General features: G+C 63.3%; 22 protein-coding genes and 1 tRNA gene. 13 read left to right on the top strand and 10 right to left on the bottom strand.

Annotation, left to right across the window (positions count from 1 at the left end):
- Positions 1 to 155: 155 nt before the first annotated feature.
- The 4 genes from FJ443_RS30740 to FJ443_RS30755 form a co-directional block, all read right to left on the bottom strand.
- Positions 156 to 515, bottom strand: a complete 360-nt coding sequence (locus FJ443_RS30740) for a hypothetical protein (protein WP_224519158.1) — start codon at positions 513 to 515, stop codon at positions 156 to 158.
- Between the two features lie 421 nt (positions 516 to 936).
- Positions 937 to 1011: transfer RNA gene (locus tag FJ443_RS30745), tRNA-Glu, on the bottom strand.
- Positions 1012 to 1100: 89 nt separating this feature from the next.
- Positions 1101 to 1508, bottom strand: coding sequence for a VOC family protein (locus FJ443_RS30750; protein ID WP_140666925.1), 408 nt, complete (start codon positions 1506 to 1508; stop codon positions 1101 to 1103).
- Positions 1509 to 1521: 13 nt separating this feature from the next.
- On the bottom strand, positions 1522 to 1920 hold the full coding sequence (locus FJ443_RS30755; protein WP_140666927.1) for a fimbrial protein: 399 nt from the start codon (positions 1918 to 1920) through the stop codon (positions 1522 to 1524).
- Between the two features lie 25 nt (positions 1921 to 1945).
- Here FJ443_RS30755 and FJ443_RS30760 point away from each other — a divergent pair, with 25 nt between their 5' ends.
- Together FJ443_RS30760 and rpoH are read left to right on the top strand one after the other, a co-directional pair.
- Entirely contained in the window at positions 1946 to 3001 is a 1056-nt protein-coding gene (locus tag FJ443_RS30760) for an RluA family pseudouridine synthase (RefSeq protein ID WP_140666929.1), read from the top strand.
- 211 nt (positions 3002 to 3212) lie between these two features.
- On the top strand, positions 3213 to 4124 hold the full coding sequence (gene rpoH, locus FJ443_RS30765) for an RNA polymerase sigma factor RpoH (protein WP_027023478.1): 912 nt from the start codon (positions 3213 to 3215) through the stop codon (positions 4122 to 4124).
- 85 nt (positions 4125 to 4209) lie between these two features.
- Here the strand turns inward: rpoH and FJ443_RS30770 are convergent, their stop codons facing one another.
- The 4 genes from FJ443_RS30770 to FJ443_RS30785 form a co-directional block, all read right to left on the bottom strand.
- Complete coding sequence (locus FJ443_RS30770) at positions 4210 to 5082, bottom strand: MBL fold metallo-hydrolase (protein ID WP_140500555.1); 873 nt, start codon at positions 5080 to 5082, stop codon at positions 4210 to 4212.
- 248 nt (positions 5083 to 5330) lie between these two features.
- Entirely contained in the window at positions 5331 to 5990 is a 660-nt protein-coding gene (locus FJ443_RS30775; RefSeq protein WP_140500553.1) for a peroxiredoxin, read from the bottom strand.
- Positions 5991 to 6159: 169 nt separating this feature from the next.
- The gene (locus tag FJ443_RS30780) at positions 6160 to 6525 is read right to left on the bottom strand and encodes a cell division protein ZapA (protein ID WP_140500552.1); all 366 of its coding nucleotides are present in this window, start codon (positions 6523 to 6525) and stop codon (positions 6160 to 6162) included.
- A 4-nt stretch (positions 6526 to 6529) separates the two neighbouring features.
- Positions 6530 to 6802 carry a DUF4164 domain-containing protein gene (locus FJ443_RS30785; protein WP_140500550.1) on the bottom strand — a complete coding sequence of 91 codons (273 nt, stop codon included), beginning with the start codon at positions 6800 to 6802 and terminating at the stop codon, positions 6530 to 6532.
- A 259-nt stretch (positions 6803 to 7061) separates the two neighbouring features.
- On the opposite strand from FJ443_RS30785, the gene tkt reads away from it, so the two are divergent.
- The 7 genes from tkt (at position 7062) to FJ443_RS30820 (ending at position 16602) form a co-directional block, all read left to right on the top strand.
- Complete coding sequence (tkt, locus tag FJ443_RS30790) at positions 7062 to 9053, top strand: transketolase (RefSeq protein WP_140525465.1); 1992 nt, start codon at positions 7062 to 7064, stop codon at positions 9051 to 9053.
- 211 nt (positions 9054 to 9264) lie between these two features.
- Complete coding sequence (gene gap, locus FJ443_RS30795) at positions 9265 to 10275, top strand: type I glyceraldehyde-3-phosphate dehydrogenase (protein WP_140500546.1); 1011 nt, start codon at positions 9265 to 9267, stop codon at positions 10273 to 10275.
- Positions 10276 to 10488: 213 nt separating this feature from the next.
- The gene (locus FJ443_RS30800) at positions 10489 to 12372 is read left to right on the top strand and encodes a potassium/proton antiporter (RefSeq protein WP_140584486.1); all 1884 of its coding nucleotides are present in this window, start codon (positions 10489 to 10491) and stop codon (positions 12370 to 12372) included.
- Between the two features lie 173 nt (positions 12373 to 12545).
- Positions 12546 to 13742, top strand: coding sequence for a phosphoglycerate kinase (locus FJ443_RS30805; protein ID WP_140666931.1), 1197 nt, complete (start codon positions 12546 to 12548; stop codon positions 13740 to 13742).
- A gap of 120 nt (positions 13743 to 13862) precedes the next feature.
- Complete coding sequence (locus tag FJ443_RS30810) at positions 13863 to 14888, top strand: class I fructose-bisphosphate aldolase (protein ID WP_140500540.1); 1026 nt, start codon at positions 13863 to 13865, stop codon at positions 14886 to 14888.
- A gap of 167 nt (positions 14889 to 15055) precedes the next feature.
- Positions 15056 to 15787: a thioredoxin family protein gene (locus FJ443_RS30815; RefSeq protein ID WP_140500539.1), complete on the top strand. Its 732-nt coding sequence runs from the start codon at positions 15056 to 15058 to the stop codon at positions 15785 to 15787.
- 98 nt (positions 15788 to 15885) lie between these two features.
- Positions 15886 to 16602, top strand: coding sequence for an SGNH/GDSL hydrolase family protein (locus FJ443_RS30820; RefSeq protein WP_140500537.1), 717 nt, complete (start codon positions 15886 to 15888; stop codon positions 16600 to 16602).
- A gap of 81 nt (positions 16603 to 16683) precedes the next feature.
- Here FJ443_RS30820 and FJ443_RS30825 read toward each other — a convergent pair whose 3' ends face one another.
- Positions 16684 to 16863 carry a hypothetical protein gene (locus tag FJ443_RS30825; RefSeq protein WP_181165425.1) on the bottom strand — a complete coding sequence of 60 codons (180 nt, stop codon included), beginning with the start codon at positions 16861 to 16863 and terminating at the stop codon, positions 16684 to 16686.
- Between the two features lie 97 nt (positions 16864 to 16960).
- Complete coding sequence (locus FJ443_RS30830; RefSeq protein WP_140500536.1) at positions 16961 to 17908, bottom strand: ring-cleaving dioxygenase; 948 nt, start codon at positions 17906 to 17908, stop codon at positions 16961 to 16963.
- Between the two features lie 310 nt (positions 17909 to 18218).
- Between FJ443_RS30830 and FJ443_RS30835 the strand changes: the two genes are divergently transcribed.
- The 4 genes from FJ443_RS30835 to FJ443_RS30850 form a co-directional block, all read left to right on the top strand.
- A complete protein-coding gene (locus tag FJ443_RS30835; RefSeq protein WP_140500534.1) occupies positions 18219 to 18386 on the top strand; it encodes a hypothetical protein in 168 nt (55 codons plus the stop codon).
- Positions 18387 to 18470: 84 nt separating this feature from the next.
- On the top strand, positions 18471 to 19061 hold the full coding sequence (locus FJ443_RS30840) for a type 1 glutamine amidotransferase family protein (protein ID WP_140561546.1): 591 nt from the start codon (positions 18471 to 18473) through the stop codon (positions 19059 to 19061).
- 55 nt (positions 19062 to 19116) lie between these two features.
- Entirely contained in the window at positions 19117 to 19560 is a 444-nt protein-coding gene (locus tag FJ443_RS30845; protein ID WP_224681147.1) for a hypothetical protein, read from the top strand.
- A gap of 80 nt (positions 19561 to 19640) precedes the next feature.
- A partial coding sequence (locus FJ443_RS30850) for an HTH domain-containing protein (protein WP_127423451.1) occupies positions 19641 to 19990 on the top strand: 350 nt, incomplete at its 3' end.

Raw genomic sequence — 19990 nt, forward strand, 5'->3', positions numbered from 1 at the left:
CGCGCTGATCAGCCCGGCCCATGCCGGAGAGCACGGCGACCAATGCCGTCAGCTACACCACTCCCCGGGACACGATCGGATCGGCGATCCGAACGCCGAACGGCTCTAGCGCATTAAGCCGCGGCGCGCCCTGCGCGGAGAGTTGCGGAAAACAGCTATTGGCCGATCTTGGGAGATACGAATTGCAAGGTGAACACGTTGCCGGCAATCCCTTGCGCCAGTTGCGGCGAAAGGCTGAGCGGCGTGCAATTCTTCACCGCGGTCATTGCGGCGTCGATGAACGACTTTCGCGCCTTGTCGTCGCCGGCCACCTTGGCGGCGGTCGGCCGTGGCGGACCAAGCAGCGTGCCGTCGCGCTTGAAGCTGAAGCTCAGAGTGACGATGGAATTTCCAGCATCCGCCGGCGGCGTCCAGCATGCCTGGATCGCCGTGCCGACTTCGTCCATCGTGTTGAGCTGGGCGGCAGCCGACGGGCAGGTGGCGCCAATCGCCAATGCGCCGCTAATCAGGAGCATTCCAGCGGTTCTTTTCATTGCAATTCCTCCACCGTCGACCCTTCCGGCCGCCCGCGTGCGATCGTCAGGATTGATGGTAGGGCTGGAGATGGCAAGGGCAATATGCTTTGGCGAAAGCTCTTGCCGAAAGCATTGGAGGCAGCCCTGCCCGCAGCGGCCGGCCAAAAAACAAAAGGCCGGCAGTGGGCCGACCTTTGTTTTCACCGCAGCGCCAGTACATCCGTGGTCGCGGGTGAATTGTCTCCAATAGACAGATTATAGGTAAACGAAACGTTAATCGAAGCCGCCATGCCATAGCTCCGAGCCCGGCTTTTGCCAGCGCTCCATGCGGTCATATGCGCGCATATGACGAAGCTTCCGCGGAGGCCTTGAACATTGTTTGATGCTGGAGGGATCATCAACGGCTGAGCCGTCGCCTTCTTGGTACGCCCAAGGGGAATCGAACCCCTGTTCCCGCCGTGAGAGGGCGGTGTCCTGACCGCTAGACGATGGGCGCGTTCAAGAACCGGCGATATAGGCTGGCGGCGGAGAAAAAGCAACTGGGGTCCGCCGGCTTTCCCGGGATCAAGAAAAAGCTGGCTGCTGCTAGCGTTTTGGCTCGATCAGGTCCCATAGATTGCCGTGGAGATCGGCGAAAACCGCCACCGTGCCGTAGGGCTCGAAGCGGGGTGGCTCGCGAAATTCGACGCCCTTCGCCACCATCGCCGCATGATCGCGGGCAAAGTCGTCGGTTTCCAGGAAGAGAAAAACCCGCCCGCCGGTCTGGTTGCCGATGCTCTTCCTTTGTGCCTCGTCGGAGGCCTCGGCCAGAAGCAGCCGCGCGCCGCGCCCGCTGGCCGGCGCGACCGTCACCCAGCGCTTGCCGCCGCCAAGGTCCACATTCTCCAGGAGCACAAAGCCCATTCGCTCGACATACCGGTCGATTGCTTCGTCATAGCTGTCGACGACCAGCGCAACGGTGGCGATATGACGGTTTTCGGCAAAGCCGGTCATTGCGCGCCGGGCTTCATTTGTTGCGGATTGCGAAGCGGCCGATTATGCGCCGCTCGCCCATATCGTAGACGAAGATCGTGCGGCTGCCATCGGCAAGTTCGGCGTCGATCGAGACGCGATTGCCGGATAGCGACTGGCTGACCACCCTGGCGCCGACCGGCAGCACGATGTCTCCGCTGAGCGGTTCGCCGGCGGGCACCTGGATGTCGCCGGCCCGCGGCGGGCTCACCGGCGCTGCCTTGCGTGATTTGTAGACAATCGCCGCGATCACCACCATAAGGGCCAGCAAGAGCAGGCCGAGATTGATGGCCATGAAGCGGATGAGCCTGCCGCGCACCTTTTCGATCTCGGGGTTGAGCGGCTTTTCCCCGCCTTCAACAACGGCGTCTTCGTCGGCGGCGGGGCGGGCCATGGCAAACATTCCGGAACGATTCTCGATGAGCGCTCATAACGAAGAGGCCCCCGGATTGATAGAGGACCAATTCATGCAGGCAGAACCGATCGTGCTCGTGGCCGGCGCCGACGATGCCGGCCAACGCCTCGATCAGTGGCTGGCAGGCAGGCTCGGCCCGGACATGTCGCGCAGCCGCGTGCAGATGCTGATCAGGCAGGGCGCGGTCTTGGTCGACGGCAAGGCCGTTGTCGAGACCAAGCGCAAGATGTCGCCGGGCGAAACTGTCTCGGTCGCCATGCCGGAGCCGGAACCGGCGGAGCCACAGGGGGAAAACATCGCCCTCGATATCCTCTATGAAGATGACGAACTGATCGTCATCAACAAACCCGCCGGGCTTGTCGTCCATCCCGGCGCCGGCAATTGGACCGGCACGCTGGTCAATGCGCTAATCCATCATTGCGGCGACAGCCTGTCCGGCATCGGCGGCGTGCGCCGGCCGGGCATCGTTCATCGCCTCGACAAGCAAACCAGCGGCGTCATGGTCGTGGCCAAGACCGACCGCGCCCACAAGGCGCTTTCGGAGGCCTTTGCCGATCACGGCCTGACAGGCGATCTCGAGCGCGCCTACCTGGCGCTGGTCTGGGGCATACCGCAGCGGCCGGCCGGAACGGTGGATGCCCCACTCGGCCGCGCCGCCGACCGTGTGCGTCGCGCCGTAGTACCCGAAGGACGCGACGATGCCCGCCGCGCCGTCACCCATTTTGCGGTGCAGGAGCGCTTCGGCGAAAACCAAAAGGAATTCGCGACCGCAAGTCTGGTCGAATGTCGCCTGGAGACCGGCCGCACCCATCAGATCCGCGTCCACATGGCCCATATCGGTCATCCGGTACTCGGTGATCCCGATTACGGCCAAGCCTTTCGCACCAAGGCCAACCGGTTGCCCGAACCGCTGAGAAGCCAGGTCAAGGCCTTCTCCCGGCAAGCTTTGCACGCCTGGCTCCTTGAATTTCGCCATCCGACTACCCATCTATCGATGAGGTTCGAGGCACCGATACCGAGGGACATGGAGGAACTCGTCGGCGGCTTTCGCAGTCTCTGAATCCGCCGCCCGGCAAGCTTCAAATCAACCATCAAAAAACCTGACTGGCGTTGTTCACTTCAGCGTGACACACTGTTTCGTGTTGAACAAATGCCTGTCTTTTCTGGTTTTGTTCCTGTATATATCTGATGTCGCGAGCGAGCCTTTGGTGCTCGCGTCACATGCCCGCCGCGTTTCGGGGGCATCACTCCAATAGAGAGGGGGCGCTATCATGGCCCAGTCACTACCCAGTATCGTTTCCGGCGAAGGCGGCCTCAGCCGCTACCTGGAAGAGATCCGCCGCTTTCCGATGCTTCAGCCGCAAGAAGAGTACATGCTCGCCAAGCGTTATGCCGAGCATGAGGACACTTCCGCAGCGCACAAGCTCGTCACCAGCCATTTGCGGCTCGTCGCCAAGATCGCCATGGGCTATCGCGGCTACGGCCTGCCGATTGGCGAAGTGATCTCGGAAGGCAATGTCGGCCTGATGCAGGCCGTCAAGAAATTCGAGCCAGAGCGTGGCTTCCGCCTCGCGACCTACGCCATGTGGTGGATCAAGGCCTCGATCCAGGAATACATCCTGCGCTCGTGGAGCCTGGTCAAGATGGGCACGACCGCCAACCAGAAGCGTCTGTTCTTCAACCTGCGCAAGGTGAAGGGCAAGATTCAGGCGCTTGACGACGGCGACCTCAAGCCCGACCAGATCGCCGAAATCGCCACGAGGCTGAACGTCTCGGAAGCGGAAGTCGTGTCGATGAACCGCCGCCTGTCGGGCGACGCCTCACTCAACGCGCCGATCCGGGCGACGGAAGGCGAGTCCGGCGAATGGCAGGACTGGCTGGTCGACGACCACGAAAGCCAGGAAGAGATGCTGATCGAGCAGGACGAGCTGGAAAACCGGCGCGGCATGCTGTCGGGTGCTCTTGCGGTGCTCAACGAACGCGAACGGCGCATCTTCGAGGCGCGCCGCCTCGCCGATGAGCCGCTGACCCTGGAAGAACTGTCGGCTGAGTTCGACATCAGCCGCGAGCGCGTGCGCCAGATCGAAGTGCGCGCTTTCGAGAAGGTGCAGGATGCCGTCAAGGCCGCCGCCAAGCGCCAGACCCAGGCGCTGCGCACCATCGAGGCGCAGCCGGCGGCTTAAAGCCGGCATCGGCAACAAGATAGAACGGCGGCGTCAGGAGACTGGCGCCGCCTTTTTGTATACCGCAGCGGGTGCTGTGATTGCTTCAAAGCCCATCCAGCGGAAATTTCAGATACCGTCGGCCATTGGCTTCCGGTTCCGGCAGGCGTCCGCCATTCATGTTGACCTGCAGCGCATGCAGGATCAGCCTCGGCATCGGCAATGTCCGGTCGCGCGCCTCGCGCAGGGCAACGAATTCGGCCTCGCCGCGCGCGGCGGCAAGATGTATGTTGTCGGCTTTCTGCGCGGCAACCGTGCTCTCCCATAACGCCTGGCGCCCGCCGGGCTGATAATCATGGCCGACAAAGACGCGCGTGTCCTCCGGCAGGGCCAGAATGCCCTGGATCGAGTGCCACAGGCGCGCGGCGCTGCCGCCGGGAAAATCCGTCCTTGCCGTGCCGCTGTCGGGCATGAACAGCGTGTCGTGAACAAAGGCTGCATCCCCGATCACATAGGTGATCGACGCCAGCGTGTGCCCGGGCGAGAAAAGCACCCTTGCTGGAAGCGTTCCCACCCGAAAAACCTCGCCGTCGCCGAACAGCCGGTCCCACTGCGAGCCGTCGGCGGGGAAATCCGGCCAGTTGTAGATCGCCTTCCACAATTTCTGGACCTCGACGATCCTCTCGCCGATCGCCGTCGGCGCCGCGGTCCTTTGCTTCAGGTACTGCGCGGCCGAGAAATGATCGGCATGCGGATGGGTGTCGAGAATCCATTCGACGCTCAGTCCCTCCGCCCTGACGAAATCCAGCAGCGCATCGGCATTGGCTGTCGAAACTGCGCCGGACTTCTCGTCGAAGTCGAGGACCGGATCGATTATGGCACACCGCTTCGTCACCCGGTCGGCGACGACATACTGGATGGCGCCGGTCGGCTTGTCGTGGAAACCGGTGACCTCAGGCTTTGCCGAACCTATGTCCAATCCGACGTCCCCTCCGTTAGCCAGACAGGAATGATTTTCTCTGCCAGAGCAACATAAGAGCATGCTTGTCTAGCGGGGCCCTGCCGTCAAGCACGCCTTGCCAGAAAAGCGACGGAAGTCGAAAAATGCCGGCCAGGCAACTGGAGCAATTCCAAGCGGTTTCCCGGGAAAGGCGCGTGGCGCTTTGCCCAAGGAATTGCGCAAAAACAAAGAGATGGTTCGCCGTTTCCGTGAACCGGAGAGCCGCTTTACGCGGAAGGCTGCTTGGTCTTCCTGAGATAGGGCAGGATGGTCTCGTAGGCGCCGAAGCGCTTGATGGCGTCCTCGTTGGAAACGGCCGCGGTGATGATGACGTCCTCGCCCTGTTTCCAGTTCGCCGGCGTCGCCACCTGGTGCTTGGCGGTCAACTGCATGGAATCGACCGCGCGCAGGATCTCGTCAAAGTTGCGGCCCGTGGTCATCGGATAGGTCAGCACCAGCTTGATCTTCTTGTCGGGCCCAATGACATAGACCGAACGCACGGTGGCATTGTCGGCGGGCGTGCGGCCTTCCGAGGTCTCGCCGGCACCGGCAGGCAGCATGTCGTAAAGCTTGGCGACCTTGAGATCCTTGTCGCCGATCAGCGGATAGTTCACCGAATGGCCGGTCGCCGTCTTGATGTCGTCCTGCCATTTGCCGTGGCTTTCGACCGGATCGACCGAAATGCCGATGATCTTGACGTTGCGCTTCTTGAACTCGCCCTCGAGCCCCGCCATCGTGCCCAACTCGGTCGTGCAGACGGGAGTGAAATTCTTCGGGTGGCTGAACAGCACCGCCCAGCCGTCACCGATCCACTGGTGAAAGCTGATCGGTCCTTGCGTGGTCTCGGCGGTGAAATCCGGGGCGATATCGTTGATGCGAAGGCTCATGTTGTTTCCCTACCCTTGAAATGTTGCCGGCAACGGCTGGCGAGCGCTCAAATCTTTTTAACACCTCGGCGGCAACCCACAAATGCCTAAAGCCACAGGCGCCCGTCACGCCCGCGAAAAAATTTCTCTTCTTGCCGCCAAGTTCGGCAGGAATTTCCGAGGAGACCGCTTATGCCTTGTTGACGGCCAGCGTCGCCGCAAGATCTTCCATGCGCTGCGCCAGCGCGCCAAGCGCGTTGGTCAGCACGCTGTCGCTCTTGTCGGCCTTGGTCAGCGCCTCGTCGCGGGTCTTGCGCAAGGTCAGCACTTCGCTTTCCATGCCCTTGACGCGCTTCTGCAGCTCCGAGAGTTCATCCATGACCATGATGCCGGCCATGACCGTCAGCCGCTGGTCGCCGATCTCGCCGAATGAATCCTTCAGATGCGAGACGTAGCGGTCGAAACGCTCGGCGAGATCGATCAGATGCTCTTCCTGGCCTTCGTCGCAGGCCATCCGATACTGCTTGCCGTCGATGGAAACCGTGACCTGTGCCATCAGCCTACCTATCCAACACAGCGCGGATGGTTTCCATGGCGGTCACCAGTCGTCGCGACACTTCCTTGTTGGCATCCTCCAGCCGCTCGGCGCGCGCCTCGGAACTGTCGAGCTCCTGCGCCAGCCGCGAGCGGTCGGCATTCATCCGCTGCACCTCGGCCTCGGCTTCCGAATAATCGCGCTCATGCTCGAGCTTGGCCGCGACGGCGTTTTCCAGGCCTTCCATGGCCTTGCCCAGCCTTGCGATGACTTCCTTGAGTGTCGTTTCCCCGGTCATGGCCTCGTCCTGTGCCCTGCCCATCACCGAATCGCTCGCGTTCAGAACGCGTTATCTCTGAAACATTAGGCACCGGGTGAAGGCGACGTCAACAAAGCTCTCGCGACTGTCCCCTGCTAACGCTAATATAGGCCTGCCCGCGGCATCACAAGGCCGGCAAATGCGCACCGGTTTGTTGACTAAAAGTGCGCGCCTGCTATGTGTCGCGCACGCTTTTCAAGGGCTCTCCCAAGGCCCCAAACCCCACCCCGGAGGAACCATGACGTCGCGTGAACAACATGACCGGATGGCCAATGCGATCCGCTTTCTCTCCATGGACGCGGTCGAGAAGGCGAACTCCGGCCATCCCGGCCTGCCCATGGGCTGCGCCGACATTGCCACGGTGCTGTTCACCCGTTTCCTGAAATTCGACGCCAAGGCGCCGCATTGGGCCGACCGCGACCGCTTCATCCTGTCGGCCGGCCACGGCTCGATGCTGCTCTACTCGCTGCTCTACCTGACCGGCTACGAAGACATGACGATCGACCAGATCAAGCACTTCCGCCAGTTGGGCTCGAAAACCGCCGGCCATCCCGAATATGGCCACGCCGCCGGCATCGAAACGACCACCGGCCCGCTCGGCCAGGGCCTTGCCAATTCTGTCGGGTTCGCGCTCGGCGAGCGCATCATGAACGCCGCCTTCGGCAACGACCTCGTCAGCCACTACACCTATGTGCTGGCCGGCGACGGCTGCCTGATGGAAGGTGTCTCCCAGGAGGCGATCGCGCTTGCCGGGCACCTCAAGCTCAACAAGCTGATCGTGTTCTGGGACAACAACAACATCTCGATCGACGGCCCGGTGTCGCTGGCTGACAATACCGACCAGGTCGCGCGCTTCCAGGCTTCCGGTTGGAACGCCAGCCACATCGACGGCACGGATCCGGAAGCCATCGCCTATGCGATCGAAGCCGCCCGCCATTCCGACAAGCCGACGATGATCGCCTGCAAGACGACCATCGGCTTCGGCGCCCCGACCAAGGCCGGCACCAACAAGGCGCACGGCTCGCCCCTCGGCGCCGACGAGATCGCCGGCGCGCGCAAGTTCTTCAACTGGGAGTCACCCCCCTTCGAGGTTCCAGCCGACATCCTCGATGCCTGGCGCACGGCCGGCACGGCCGGCGCCGAGGCGCGCGCCGACTGGGAAGGTCGCCTCGCCAAGGCCGACGCCAAGCTCAGGGCAGAGTTCGAGCGCCGCGTTGCCGGCAAGCTGCCGTCCAACTTCGACGCCGTCATTGCCGACTACAAAAAGAAGCTCTCCGCCGACAAGCCGAAGGTCGCCACCCGCAAATCTTCCGAAATGGCGCTGGAAGTCATCAACGGCGCCGTGCCCGAAACCATCGGCGGCTCGGCCGATCTCACCGGCTCCAACAACACCAAGACCAGCCAGACCAAGAACATCACCCCGGACGACTACGGCCAGCGCTATGTCCACTACGGCATCCGCGAACACGGCATGGCTGCCGCCATCAACGGGCTGACGCTGCATGGCGGCCTGATCGCCTATGGCGGCACTTTCCTGTGCTTCTCAGACTATGCCCGCCCCTCGATGCGACTGGCCTCGCTGATGGGCATCCGCTCGATCTTCGTCATGACTCATGACTCCATCGGTCTCGGCGAAGACGGCCCGACCCATCAGCCGGTCGAGCATGTGGCGGCACTGCGCGCCATCCCCAACCACAACGTGTTCCGTCCGGCGGACGCGGTCGAGACCGCCGAATGCTGGCAGTTGGCCCTTGAATCGGAAAAGACGCCGTCAACGCTGGCGCTGACCCGACAGAACCTGCCGACCGTGCGCACCGAATTCACAGAGAAGAACCTGAGCAGCCAGGGCGCCTATGAGCTCGCCGCCGCCAGCGGCGAAGCCGCGGTGACGATCTTCGCCACGGGTTCGGAAGTCGAGATCGCGCTCGGCGCCCGCGACCTCCTGGAGAAGCACGGCCATCCGACCCGCGTCGTCTCGGTTCCTTGCTTCGAACTGTTCGATAAGCAGAGCGAGGACTACCGCCGCAAGACGATCGGCAATGCGAAGGTGAAGATGGCGATCGAAGCCGGCATCCGCCAGGGCTGGGATCACCTCATCGGCTCCGATGGCATCTTCATCGGCATGACCGGCTTCGGCGCCTCGGGAACGATCGAGCAGCTCTATCCGCATTTCGGCATCACCGCCGAGGCGGCCGCCAAGGCGGCGGAAGCCCGCCTGCATGGCAAGTAAGGCCGTGCTTGTTGCCCAAAAGTGTATCTCGATTTTGGGACAGCGACATGTATGAAACAAGAACGCTCGGCGAAACCGCGTACAGCGGTTCCGCCGGACTGGCCTGACCTAATCGATTTAAATCCACGTCGCCGCGGCTGGATTCTTTCCGCTTCCGCCGCTATGAAGCTGCGGACCAATCGTCTGCCCTCCAGCTCCCAAGGAGAGAAAAATGACCGTCAGAGTTGCCATCAACGGATTCGGCCGCATCGGCCGCAACATCCTGCGCGCCATCCATGAATCCGGCCGCAAGGACATCGACGTCGTCGCCGTCAACGACCTCGGCCCGGTTGAAACCAACGCCCACCTCCTGCGCTACGACAGCGTACACGGCCGCTTCCCGCACGAGGTATCGGTTTCCGGCGACCAGATCACCGTCGGCAAGGAGACGTTCAAGGTCACCGCGATCAAGGATCCGACCCAGCTGCCGTGGAAGGAGCTCGGCGTCGACATCGCGCTCGAATGCACCGGCATCTTCACCGCCCGCGACAAGGCAGCCGCACACCTGACCGCCGGCGCCAAGCGCGTCCTCGTTTCGGCGCCCGGTGAAGGCGCCGACCTCACCGTCGTCTACGGCATCAATCACGACAAGCTGAACAAGGACCACATCGTCATCTCGAACGCGTCCTGCACCACCAATTGCCTGGCGCCGCTGGCCGCAGTCCTGCACGAGACGGTCGGCATCGAAAAGGGCATGATGACGACGATCCATTCCTACACCGGCGACCAGCCGACGCTGGACACCATGCACAAGGATCTCTACCGCGCCCGCGCCGCGGCACTCTCGCAGATCCCGACCTCGACCGGTGCCGCCAAGGCCATCGGCCTGGTGCTGCCCGAGCTCAAGGGCAAGCTCGACGGCATCTCGATCCGCGTGCCGACGCCGAACGTCTCGCTCGTCGACTTCAAGTTCATCGCCAAGCGCTCGACGTCGGCGCAGGAGATCAACGAGGCGGTGATCGCCGCCTCCAATGGCAAGCTCAAGGGCATCCTGTCGGTTACCCATCATCCGAACGTGTCGATCGACTTCAACCACGACCCGCACTCCTCGATCGTGGCGCTCGACCAGACCAAGGTGATGGACGGCAACTTCGTTTCGGTGCTGTCCTGGTACGACAATGAATGGGGCTTCTCCAATCGCATGGGCGATACCGCGGTCGCCTTCGGCAAGACCATCGCCTGATCGCGGGCCCATCTTCCAGAGACTTGAAACGCCCGGTTTCGTCCGGGCGTTTTCGTCGGAGTGCTCGGCAACGCGTCGCTTCGCTCCTGCTAAGCCCAAGGACGATGAAGCTGTGGGGCTTCGGCCCAAAAAACCGCTCTCCCGCCTTGCGCCGGCCATGCCTTCGCCCCACTCTTCCTTGAATCGAGAGAAGAGGCAGGGGACAAGTCACGGATGGAGCATGCGATCTATCTCGTCACGCTGGTGGGCACCGCGCTTGTCGTCGTCGCCGCGTTTTCGAGCCTGATCGCCTTCCGCTTCGGCGCACCGCTGCTGCTTCTGTTTCTCTGCATCGGGCTCGCCACCGGGACCGATGGCCTCGGCATCGAGTTCGACAATGCCCGCATCGCCTATTTTGCCGGCTCACTGGCGCTGGCGGTGATCCTGTTCGATTCCGGCTTCGGCACGCCGCTCAATGCCTTGCGGCAGGCAGCCGGGCCGGCGCTGTCGCTGGCCACATTCGGCGTGATCCTCACCACCGGCCTGTTCGGCGCCGCCGCCTACTATATGCTCGATCTCACCTGGCTGGAATCCTTCCTGCTCGGTGCCGCCGTCGCCTCCACCGACGCGGCCGCCGTGTTCTTCCTTTTGCGCGCCGGCGAGATCAATCTGCGCGAGCGCGTGCGCTCCACGCTGGAGGTGGAGTCCGGCACCAACGATCCGATCGCCATCTTCCTGACCATCACCCTGGTCGAGATCATAGCCGCCCATGCCGACCCCGAGGCCAATGTCCTGGTCACCAACCTCGTCCTCGGCTTCCTCATTAACATGGGCCTGGGCGCCATTGTCGGCGTGCTGGGGGGCCTCGCCATCGTGCGCCTCGTCGACCGGCTCAATCTCGACCATGGCCTGCTGCCGATCTTCGTGCTGACCCTATCGCTGATGGTCTTCGCCGCCGCCGGCGCCATCGGCGGCTCCGGTTTCCTGGCGGTCTATCTTGCCGGTCTCATCGCGGGTAATTCCGACATCCGCGCCGTCACCATCCTCAAGCGCTTCCAGGACGGCATGTCCTGGCTGGCGCAGATCATCATGTTCCTGATCCTCGGCCTGTTCGCGACGCCCTCGCAATTCCCGGCGATCATGGTGCCGGCGGTGCTGCTTGGCCTGTTCCTGATGTTCGTCGCCCGGCCGATCGCGGTCTGGCTTTGCCTGGTCCCGTTTCGTCTGCCGCGCCCCGAAGTCGCCTTCGTTTCCTGGGTCGGCCTGCGCGGCGCCGTCTCGATCCTGCTTGCCATCACTCCCTTGCTCGGCGGGCTGGAGAATGGCCGCACCATCTTCAACGCCGCCTTCATCATCGTCCTGGTGTCGCTCGTCATCCAGGGCTGGACCGTTGGTCCGCTGGCGCGCCGTCTCGGCCTGATCGTGCCGGCGCGGCTCGGACCTCTGGACAAGGTCGAGCTCGAACTGCCGGGCTCGGCCCATCACGAGCTCCTCGCCTACCGCGTCGCGCCGGGCAGCCCGGTGGCGCGCGGCGAGCGCATCCCTCGCTGGGCGCGGCCCTCGCTGGTGTTGCGCGATGGACGCTCGATGCGTTTCCAGGACATGGGCAGGCTTGCCGCCGGCGACCAGGTCTACATCTTCGTGCCGGACCGCTATCCACGCCTGCTCGACAAGCTGTTCGCCAGCCGCGCCGTCGTCGACCCCGAGGACGCCGATTTCTTCGGCGCCTTCGCCGTCGATCCGGCGCGTTCCGCTGCCGAACTGGAAGCCGCATACGCGCCGGGCCTGAGCGAGGCGGAACAGAACCTGACCGTCGGCGCTCTGGTCACGGCGCGGCTCGGCGGCCACGTCGAATACGCCGACCGCGTGCTGATCGGCCCGATCGAGCTGATCGTGCGTGACGTCGACGACAAGGGCAGGATCACAGGCCTGGGCCTCTCCTTCGAACCGACCGCGCCCGTGGCGCGGGTACCGGTCTTCCTCAGCGCCGGCGAGATCGCCGACCGGATCAAAGCTTTCGTCCAAACCTGGCGCAAGCCGGTGGAAACACCGATCGCAGAGGCACACGCGGACGAGAAACCGGAGCCGGCGGTGGAAAAGGCAACGACCGAAAGCTGACACGGCGATCCTTTGCGCCGCACCCATCCGCCTGCCGTGACGCTTCGCGACGTCGACGCCTTCGCCTTCGCCTTCGCCTTCGCCTTGAAAATTTCGCGCCCTCCCCAGCCAAGTCTTGCATCGTCGTCGGTGCGGGGTATGGTCCCGGCGATTTCTCAGCGAAAGGAACCAGCATGGCCAGCTTCAAGACACTGGACGATATCGGCAACATCAATGGCAAGCGCGTGCTGGTGCGCGTCGACCTCAACGTTCCCGTCGCTGACGGCAAGGTCACCGACACGACCCGCATCGAACGCATCGCGCCGACCATCGCTGAATTGTCAGGCAAGGGCGCCAAGGTCATCCTGCTCGCCCATTTCGGCCGGCCCAAGGACGGTCCCTCGCCGGAATTCTCGCTGGAGCCGATCGCCAGGGCGACGGCCGAGGTGCTTGGCCGTCCCGTGGGCTTTGCCGGCGACTGCGTCGGCGACACGGCGGGAAGTGCGGTCGCCGCCATGAACAAGGGCGACGTGCTGCTGCTCGAGAACACCCGCTTCTACAAGGCCGAGGAGAAGAACGACCCGGCCTTCACCGAACGGCTCGCCGCCAATGGCGATATCTTCGTCAACGACGCCTTCTCCGCTGCCCACCGGGCGCATTCCTCGACCGAGGGACTGGCGCATCTGTTGCCAGCCTTTGCCGGCCGCACCATGCAAGCCGAACTGGAAGCGCTGGAGAAGGGCCTTGGAAATCCTGTTCGCCCGGTGATCGCCATCGTCGGCGGCGCCAAGGTCTCGACCAAGATCGACCTGCTGATGAACCTGGTCAAGAAAGTCGACGCGCTGGTCATCGGCGGCGGCATGGCCAACACCTTTCTCGCCGCACGCGGCACCGATGTCGGCAAGTCGCTGTGCGAGCACGACCTCGCCGCTACCGCCAAGCAGATCATGATCGAGGCGGCCGAGGCCGGCTGCGCCATCATCCTGCCCGTCGACGGCGTCGTGGCGAAGGAATTCAAGGGGGGCGCGGCCAGCGAAACCGTGGCCATCGCCGACGTGCCTGCGGATGGCATGATCCTCGATGTCGGCGAAAAGACCGTGAGGGCCGTTGCCGACTGGATCGACCGCGCCGCGACCTTGGTCTGGAACGGGCCGCTCGGCGCGTTCGAGATCGAACCCTTCGATCGCGCGACGATGGCGGCAGCCAGGCATGCGGCGGCGCGCACCAAGGCCGGCAAGCTGGTTTCGGTGGCCGGTGGCGGCGATACCGTGGCGGCGCTCAACCAGGCCGGGGTTGCCGACGATTTCACCTATGTCTCGACTGCCGGCGGCGCCTTCCTCGAATGGATGGAAGGCAAGCCGCTGCCGGGCGTCGACGTGCTCAAGCATTGAGACGATCAACTCGAGGCGAGCGCGCGGCGTTGCCGGGACTTTCGATCGATTGGAGCTTTCCGGCGTCATTCCTTTGGCGGTAGTGTCCTGTCAGGCGCAGAACAACACCGGAGAAGCACGATGAGCGAACGTCTCGAAGACATTGCCGCCGCGATGGTGGCCAACGGCAAGGGCCTGCTGGCCGCCGACGAAAGCTCGGGAACCATCAAGAAGCGCTTCGACGTCATCGGCGTCGAATCGACCGCGGACAGCCGGCGCGACTACCGCGAGATGATGTTCCGCACCAGTGACGCCATGACCAGGTATATTTCCGGCGTCATCCTTTACGACGAGACCATTCGGCAGAAAGCGGCCGATGGCACGCCGCTGGTCGATATCATCAAGGCTTCAGGCGCCATCCCCGGAATCAAGGTCGATGCCGGCGCCAAGCCCCTGGCCGGCTTTCCCGGCGACACGGTCACCGAGGGCCTCGACGGCCTGCGCGAGCGGCTCGCCGACTATTACAAGCTCGGCGCCCGCTTCGCCAAATGGCGTGCCGTGATCGACATCGACAAGGCAAAGGGCGTGCCGTCGGTCACCTCGATCAGCGCGAACACCCATGCGCTCGCCCGCTATGCGGCCCTTTGCCAGGAAGCCGGCATCGTGCCGATCGTCGAGCCGGAAGTGCTGATGGACGGCGCCCACGACATCGACACGTGCTATGAAATCTCGAGGGCGACGCTGACGAAGCTCTACGACGAGCTCTACGCGGCCCGGGTGGTGCTCGAGGGCACGATCCTGAAGCCCAACATGGTGCTGGCGGGCAGGAAGTCGGGCGCGGTGAGCAGCCCTGAAGAGGTCGCGCAAAAGACCATAAAACTGTTCCGTGAGGCCGTGCCGGCGGCGGTGCCGGGCATCGCCTTCCTCTCCGGCGGCCAGGAGGACGAGGAAGCGACCGCCAACCTCAACGCCATCAACGCCATCGGCCCGCATCCGTGGAAACTGACCTTCTCCTATGGCCGCGCCCTGCAGGCTGCCCCGCAGAAGGCCTGGAGCGGCAAGGCATCCAATGTTGCCGCGGGTCAGGCCGCCTTCACCCACCGTGCCCACATGAACCACCTGGCGGCGCTTGGACAATGGAAGCCGAGCCTGGAGCAGGCTGCCTGACCACGGTTTTCCGTCTCTATCGGACCCGGGCCATGCGCCCGGGTTTTGCTGCGCTCCGCCGGACTTGGGATGAAGCGCCTCCATCCCTATTTCTCTCCAGCGCAGCCGGCGCGATGTCGGCTCATGCCCGTCCCGAACGTCCTTGGGATGAAGCCAGGGAGAGGTTCATGCATCGCAACAAGGTCGTTTCACGCGAGGATTGGTTCCGGGCACACAAAGCGCATCTGGCGCGCGAGAAGGAATTGACGCGATTTCGCGAGCGCATCGCGGCGGAACGGCGCGAATTGCCCTGGCTGAAGGTGAGAAAGGACTACGTCTTCGAAACCGAGCAGGGTCCAAGATGCCTGGCCGAACTGTTCGCCGGCCGCAGCCAGCTGATCGTCTATCATTTCGTGTTCGGGTCCGGCTCGACCCATCATTGCGAAGGCTGTGCGTTCGTCGCCGACCACATGGACGGTGCCAATCAGCATCTGAGACACCATGACGTGTCACTTGTCGCGGTGTCACGCGCGCCGCTCGCCGAGCTGCTGCCCTACCGAGAGCGCATGGGTTGGAAATTCGACTGGGTCTCATCCTATGCCTCGGACTTCAACTTCGACATGCAGGTGTCGTTCACCGACAAGCAGATCGCATCCGGTGAAGCGATCTACAACTTCGAGACGCCCGTTCTGAAATCGAAAGACCTGCCGGGCACCACCGTGTTCTACCGGGACGAGACCGGCGACATCTTCCTGACCTTCATGTCGCGCGCCCGCGGCAGCGAACAGCTGATCGGCGCCTATCAATATCTCGACCTTGCGCCGAAAGGCCGCGACGAGACCGGGCCTTATAGGACCTTGATGGACTGGGTGCGGCTGCATGACCAGTATGGAAACAGGTCGCAAGCGGACAGGGCTTAGGCATTCAGCGATCCCATCGAACATTGGACGCTTGAAGGCGTCCGCCACCGGTGCAAGGATCGTTCACCTCCGGCGCAACATGCGTTAAATGCTGCTCGATGCGACGCTTTCCGGCTCTCCTCACCTGGCTCGCCTTCCCTGTCTATGTCTGGCAGGGGCTTGGCGTGCGCCGACGCACCTCGCGCATGCTGCCCGCGCAAGGCCCGGTCATGCATGAGATAGCCGGCGGCCAGCCGGCGGTCTGGCTGCTGGTGCTGGGCGATTCCTCCGCCGCCTCGGTCGGCATCGAAAAATCCGAGAATGGCCTGGCCGCGCAGCTGGCCGTCCTGATCTCGCAGCGAACCGGCCGCGCCGTGCGCTGGCGCGCCGCCGGGTTCAATTCGGCGACGTCGGGGCAGATCCGCGACCACGTCCTGCCCAATCTCTCGGCCGATCCGTGGACGCATATCGTGCTCGCCATTGGCACCAACGACACCAAGAATTTCCACTCCGTGCCCCGCTTCAAGAGGGCGTTCGGCGGTCTGCTCTACGCCCTGCGCGCCAAATGGCCTGAGGCCCGCGTGGTGTGGTCTCCTGTGCTGGAGTTCACGCAAGCGCCAGCCATGCCGCCGCTGCTCGGCAAGATCCTGGAAATTCGCGCCGGTGAGATGAACCGGATGGGCAAACGTCTTTGCCTCGAACGCGGTGCGGTGCCGGCGCCGCGCTTGCCGATCACCAATCCCGAAGCCGGCTTCGCCTCGGACGGATTTCATGCATCGGAAGCCGGTTACCGGGCCTGGGCCGAGCACCTCGTCGGCTGCGTGATCGAAGAGTGATTGCCGCCGGCTCGTGCCGGCCCGATATGCCATCCTGCGCATTCCAGGCGGGAAACCGCCAGACACCTTCCTGGAACTGCGCTACGTCCAATGTCCAAGCACGGCCGTTATCGAAATGGCCGCCATGGCCAGGAGCGCCAGCTTCCAGAAGTCGCTGCGCCGTTTCAGCCCCGGCCAGCCGAGCGGCTTGATCAACTGGATGACCATGATGCCAAGGATGACGAGGGCGAGGAGTTTCGACATGCCGCCTTTGACCAGCATCGCGGTCGGCTGTCAAAGCGCGTCGTTCGTCGCTCGAAAAAAATAGGCGCCGCGATCCGGACTGGAACGCGGCGCCAGCCTTTGATCGGGGAACGATCTACTTCAGCGGCTTGAGGCCGGCCTCGATCGAAGCGCGCTTCGATTCCAGGAATGGCGGCAGGGCCAACTTTTCGCCCAGCGTCTCCAGCGGTTCGTCGGCGGTGAACCCCGGCCCGTCAGTGGCGATCTCGAACAGGATGCCATTCGGCTCGCGGAAATAAAGCGAGCGGAAATAATAGCGCTCGACCTCGCCGCTCGACGGCAGACGGAATTCGGCCAGCCGCGCCGTCCATTGATGCAGCGTCTCCTGGTCCGGCGCCCTGAAGGCGACGTGATGAACCGCACCGGCACCTTGCCTTGCCGGCGCCAGTCCCGGCTGCACCAGGACGTGCAATTCCGCCGCCGGCCCACCCTCGCCCATTTCAAAGACCTGAACCTGGCCCTCCGGCGAGGCATAGTCGCGGACCTTGCGCATGTTCATCACTTGCGTCACCACTGCTTCGGTATTGGTGAGGTCGGGAACGCTGATGACGATCGGCCCGAGCCCGCGGATCTGGTGTTCGACCGGCACGCGGCTTTGCGCCCAGGGGCGGCTGTCGCCCTTGCCGTCATCGCTGACGAGGCGCAGACGCTGGCCCTCGGGGTCCTCGAAATCCAGGCTGGCGTAGCCACCGATGTCGGCAATCTCACTCGTGACGATATTTTCGTCAGTCAAGTGTTGCTTCCACCAGGCAAGGCTGTCCTCGCCACCAACCCTGAGGCTGGTCCGGACAATGCTGTGGGTGCCGCGTCGCTCGCGGCCGACCGGCCAGTCGAAGAAAGTAAGGTCGGTGCCCGGCGTCGCTTCGCCATCGGCATAGAAGAGGTGGTAGGCTGAGGTATCGTCCTGGTTCACCGTCTTCTTGACCAGCCGCAAACCCAGCACCCTTGTATAGAAATGAAGATTTCCACGCACATTGGCGGTGATGGCGGTCAGATGGTGAATTCCTGTCAGTTGAAGGCTCATGGTCGTCTCCCTGTTTTTGGGGAAGAATTTTCTCCTTCCATATCAGAACTTCGGATCCCTGGCTGGAGACCACGTATCCTGACAGTCCGTCGCCAAAGGCTGAACAATGGATCATGACCAGGCATTGCATTAGTGAACAATCTCGGCCTTCTAAACCTGCTTCGGGCTGCGGTCTGATGCAGTGAAAACGACACCTTCACAGGGATAACGCACCGATCGCAACTATTATCCAGGCCCTGCCATCCTCCTGACAGACTGCTGTCAGGAGGGGTGTGCGATACTGTCTTCATTCACAGAGAGGAGACTAGCCATGACCGGTTCCACCATTCTGCGCGGCATGCAGCACTATGTCGGCAAGATTCGTACGATGCGCAACGAGATCCGCACCCAGCGGTTCATCAACTCGCTGCCGGCGGACATTCGCAAGGATATCGGCTGGCCGGACATGTATGCCGAACGTCGCCTTCGCGACAATTGAGACGAATTTTTCGGCAAAGCGGTTGGATGTAGGCGCCCCAACGCCCAGAGGATAAGTCCGGCACGCGAGGGACGGAGCGAGCGTATGCCCAAGCAGAAGACAATTGGCCTTCTTTTCATGGACGGCTTCGCCGACTGGGAATATGGCCTGCTGGCCGCCTCGGCGGTCGAATGGTTCGGCGCCCGCGCGGTTTCGCTGACACCCGATGGCAGGCCGGTGAGCGGGATCAGCGGTTTCCGGCTGACGCCCGACCGCTCGGCCGGCGCTGATGAAAATGCCGATCTCGATGCCATCGCCGTCATTGGCTCCGACCGATGGGCGGGCGAGGCGCCGCCCGAGGTGGCGGAATTGCTTAGGGACGTTGCGATGCGGGATGGTGTCGTCGGCGGTATCTGCGCCGGAACGCTGGCGCTGGCCCGAGCCGGCATGTTCGAGAAGGCGAGGCACACCAGCAATGGCCGTGACTGGATCAATCGCCACATTGCTGGCTATGCCGGCGATCACAATTATCAGGACGTGCCGCATGCCGTGTCCGACGGCAAGATCGTTTCCGCGCCAGGTTCGGCGCCCGGCACCTTCGCGCTGGCCTTCCTGAAGACGCTCTATCCTGAACGAAACGGCGAACTTGCCGAGATGCGGACGCTATTCGCCAGGGAGTATGCTGAACCCTCCTGACAGAATGGTGTCAGGAGCGCCATGCCATAGATGCGAGCGGTGAACAGGACGAGCGATGAAGAGCTGGACCGACAGATTGAACACGCCGGGGGTGAACGGCATCAAACCGGCCCCGCGCACGGTGGCAGATGGAGTCGAAGAGCAGACGATGCTGGTGCCGACGGCGCAACAGGTCGACGAATTCATCCGCTCGATTCCCGAAGGCGTCGAGATGGACGTTCGCGTGCTGCGCACGGCGCTTGCCTTTGACCGTGGCGCCGAAGTGACATGCCCGGTCGCGATCGGCTATCATCGGCGTGCCGTTGCCGAAGCAGCCATTGAGGATCTCGGGCGCGGCATGACGCTGAGCGATGTCGCGCCATTCTGGCGCGAGCTCGATGCCAATGACGCCGACAAGGAGGAAATTGTCCTTCGGCGCGGAATCTGTGGCCGCGCAGCGCGAGTGCGAAGGCCTGAAACCATGATGCATGCCGCCGAGTGTTCTGCGGTTTCGGAATAAAGGCATGCGCAAGAACACGATGCATGCAGCCCAACCGGTTTTGGGCGACATGCATAGGAACAACATCGAGGGACCATACGATGCGACGCGCCGACAGGCTCTTCCAGATCGTGCAGCATTTGCGCGGTGGCCGTCTGGTCACCGCGCAGAAGCTTGGCACATGGCTCGAGGTTTCCGAGCGAACCATCTATCGCGACATAGCCGACCTTCAGTCGACCGGAGTGCCGATCGATGGGGAAGCGGGCGTCGGCTACATGATGAGGGAGGGTTTCGACCTTCCACCGCTGATGTTCACGCGTGACGAGATCGTGGCGCTGGTCGCCGGCGCCCGCATGGTGCGTGCCTTTGGCGGTGCGGCCATGGCCCGGGCCGCTGATGAGGCTTTGGTCAAGATCGGCGCGGTGCTGCCCGATGCCGAAAAGGACCGTAT

This window comes from Mesorhizobium sp. B2-6-1 (assembly GCF_006440475.1).
Lineage (GTDB): Bacteria > Pseudomonadota > Alphaproteobacteria > Rhizobiales > Rhizobiaceae > Mesorhizobium.

Bases quoted from the DNA above. Each gene is read 5' to 3' on its own strand.
- FJ443_RS30740 (WP_224519158.1), bottom strand. From the start codon at position 515: ATGCTCCTGATTAGCGGCGCATTGGCGATTGGCGCCACCTGCCCGTCG.
- FJ443_RS30750 (WP_140666925.1), bottom strand. From the start codon at position 1,508: ATGACCGGCTTTGCCGAAAACCGTCATATCGCCACCGTTGCGCTGGTC.
- FJ443_RS30755 (WP_140666927.1), bottom strand. From the start codon at position 1,920: ATGGCCCGCCCCGCCGCCGACGAAGACGCCGTTGTTGAAGGCGGGGAA.
- FJ443_RS30760 (WP_140666929.1), top strand. From the start codon at position 1,946: ATGAGCGCTCATAACGAAGAGGCCCCCGGATTGATAGAGGACCAATTC.
- rpoH (WP_027023478.1), top strand. From the start codon at position 3,213: ATGGCCCAGTCACTACCCAGTATCGTTTCCGGCGAAGGCGGCCTCAGC.
- FJ443_RS30775 (WP_140500553.1), bottom strand. From the start codon at position 5,990: ATGAGCCTTCGCATCAACGATATCGCCCCGGATTTCACCGCCGAGACC.
- FJ443_RS30780 (WP_140500552.1), bottom strand. From the start codon at position 6,525: ATGGCACAGGTCACGGTTTCCATCGACGGCAAGCAGTATCGGATGGCC.
- FJ443_RS30785 (WP_140500550.1), bottom strand. From the start codon at position 6,802: ATGACCGGGGAAACGACACTCAAGGAAGTCATCGCAAGGCTGGGCAAG.
- tkt (WP_140525465.1), top strand. From the start codon at position 7,062: ATGACGTCGCGTGAACAACATGACCGGATGGCCAATGCGATCCGCTTT.
- gap (WP_140500546.1), top strand. From the start codon at position 9,265: ATGACCGTCAGAGTTGCCATCAACGGATTCGGCCGCATCGGCCGCAAC.
- FJ443_RS30800 (WP_140584486.1), top strand. From the start codon at position 10,489: ATGGAGCATGCGATCTATCTCGTCACGCTGGTGGGCACCGCGCTTGTC.
- FJ443_RS30805 (WP_140666931.1), top strand. From the start codon at position 12,546: ATGGCCAGCTTCAAGACACTGGACGATATCGGCAACATCAATGGCAAG.
- FJ443_RS30810 (WP_140500540.1), top strand. From the start codon at position 13,863: ATGAGCGAACGTCTCGAAGACATTGCCGCCGCGATGGTGGCCAACGGC.
- FJ443_RS30815 (WP_140500539.1), top strand. From the start codon at position 15,056: ATGCATCGCAACAAGGTCGTTTCACGCGAGGATTGGTTCCGGGCACAC.
- FJ443_RS30820 (WP_140500537.1), top strand. From the start codon at position 15,886: ATGCGACGCTTTCCGGCTCTCCTCACCTGGCTCGCCTTCCCTGTCTAT.
- FJ443_RS30825 (WP_181165425.1), bottom strand. From the start codon at position 16,863: ATGCTGGTCAAAGGCGGCATGTCGAAACTCCTCGCCCTCGTCATCCTT.
- FJ443_RS30830 (WP_140500536.1), bottom strand. From the start codon at position 17,908: ATGAGCCTTCAACTGACAGGAATTCACCATCTGACCGCCATCACCGCC.
- FJ443_RS30835 (WP_140500534.1), top strand. From the start codon at position 18,219: ATGACCGGTTCCACCATTCTGCGCGGCATGCAGCACTATGTCGGCAAG.
- FJ443_RS30840 (WP_140561546.1), top strand. From the start codon at position 18,471: ATGCCCAAGCAGAAGACAATTGGCCTTCTTTTCATGGACGGCTTCGCC.
- FJ443_RS30845 (WP_224681147.1), top strand. From the start codon at position 19,117: ATGAAGAGCTGGACCGACAGATTGAACACGCCGGGGGTGAACGGCATC.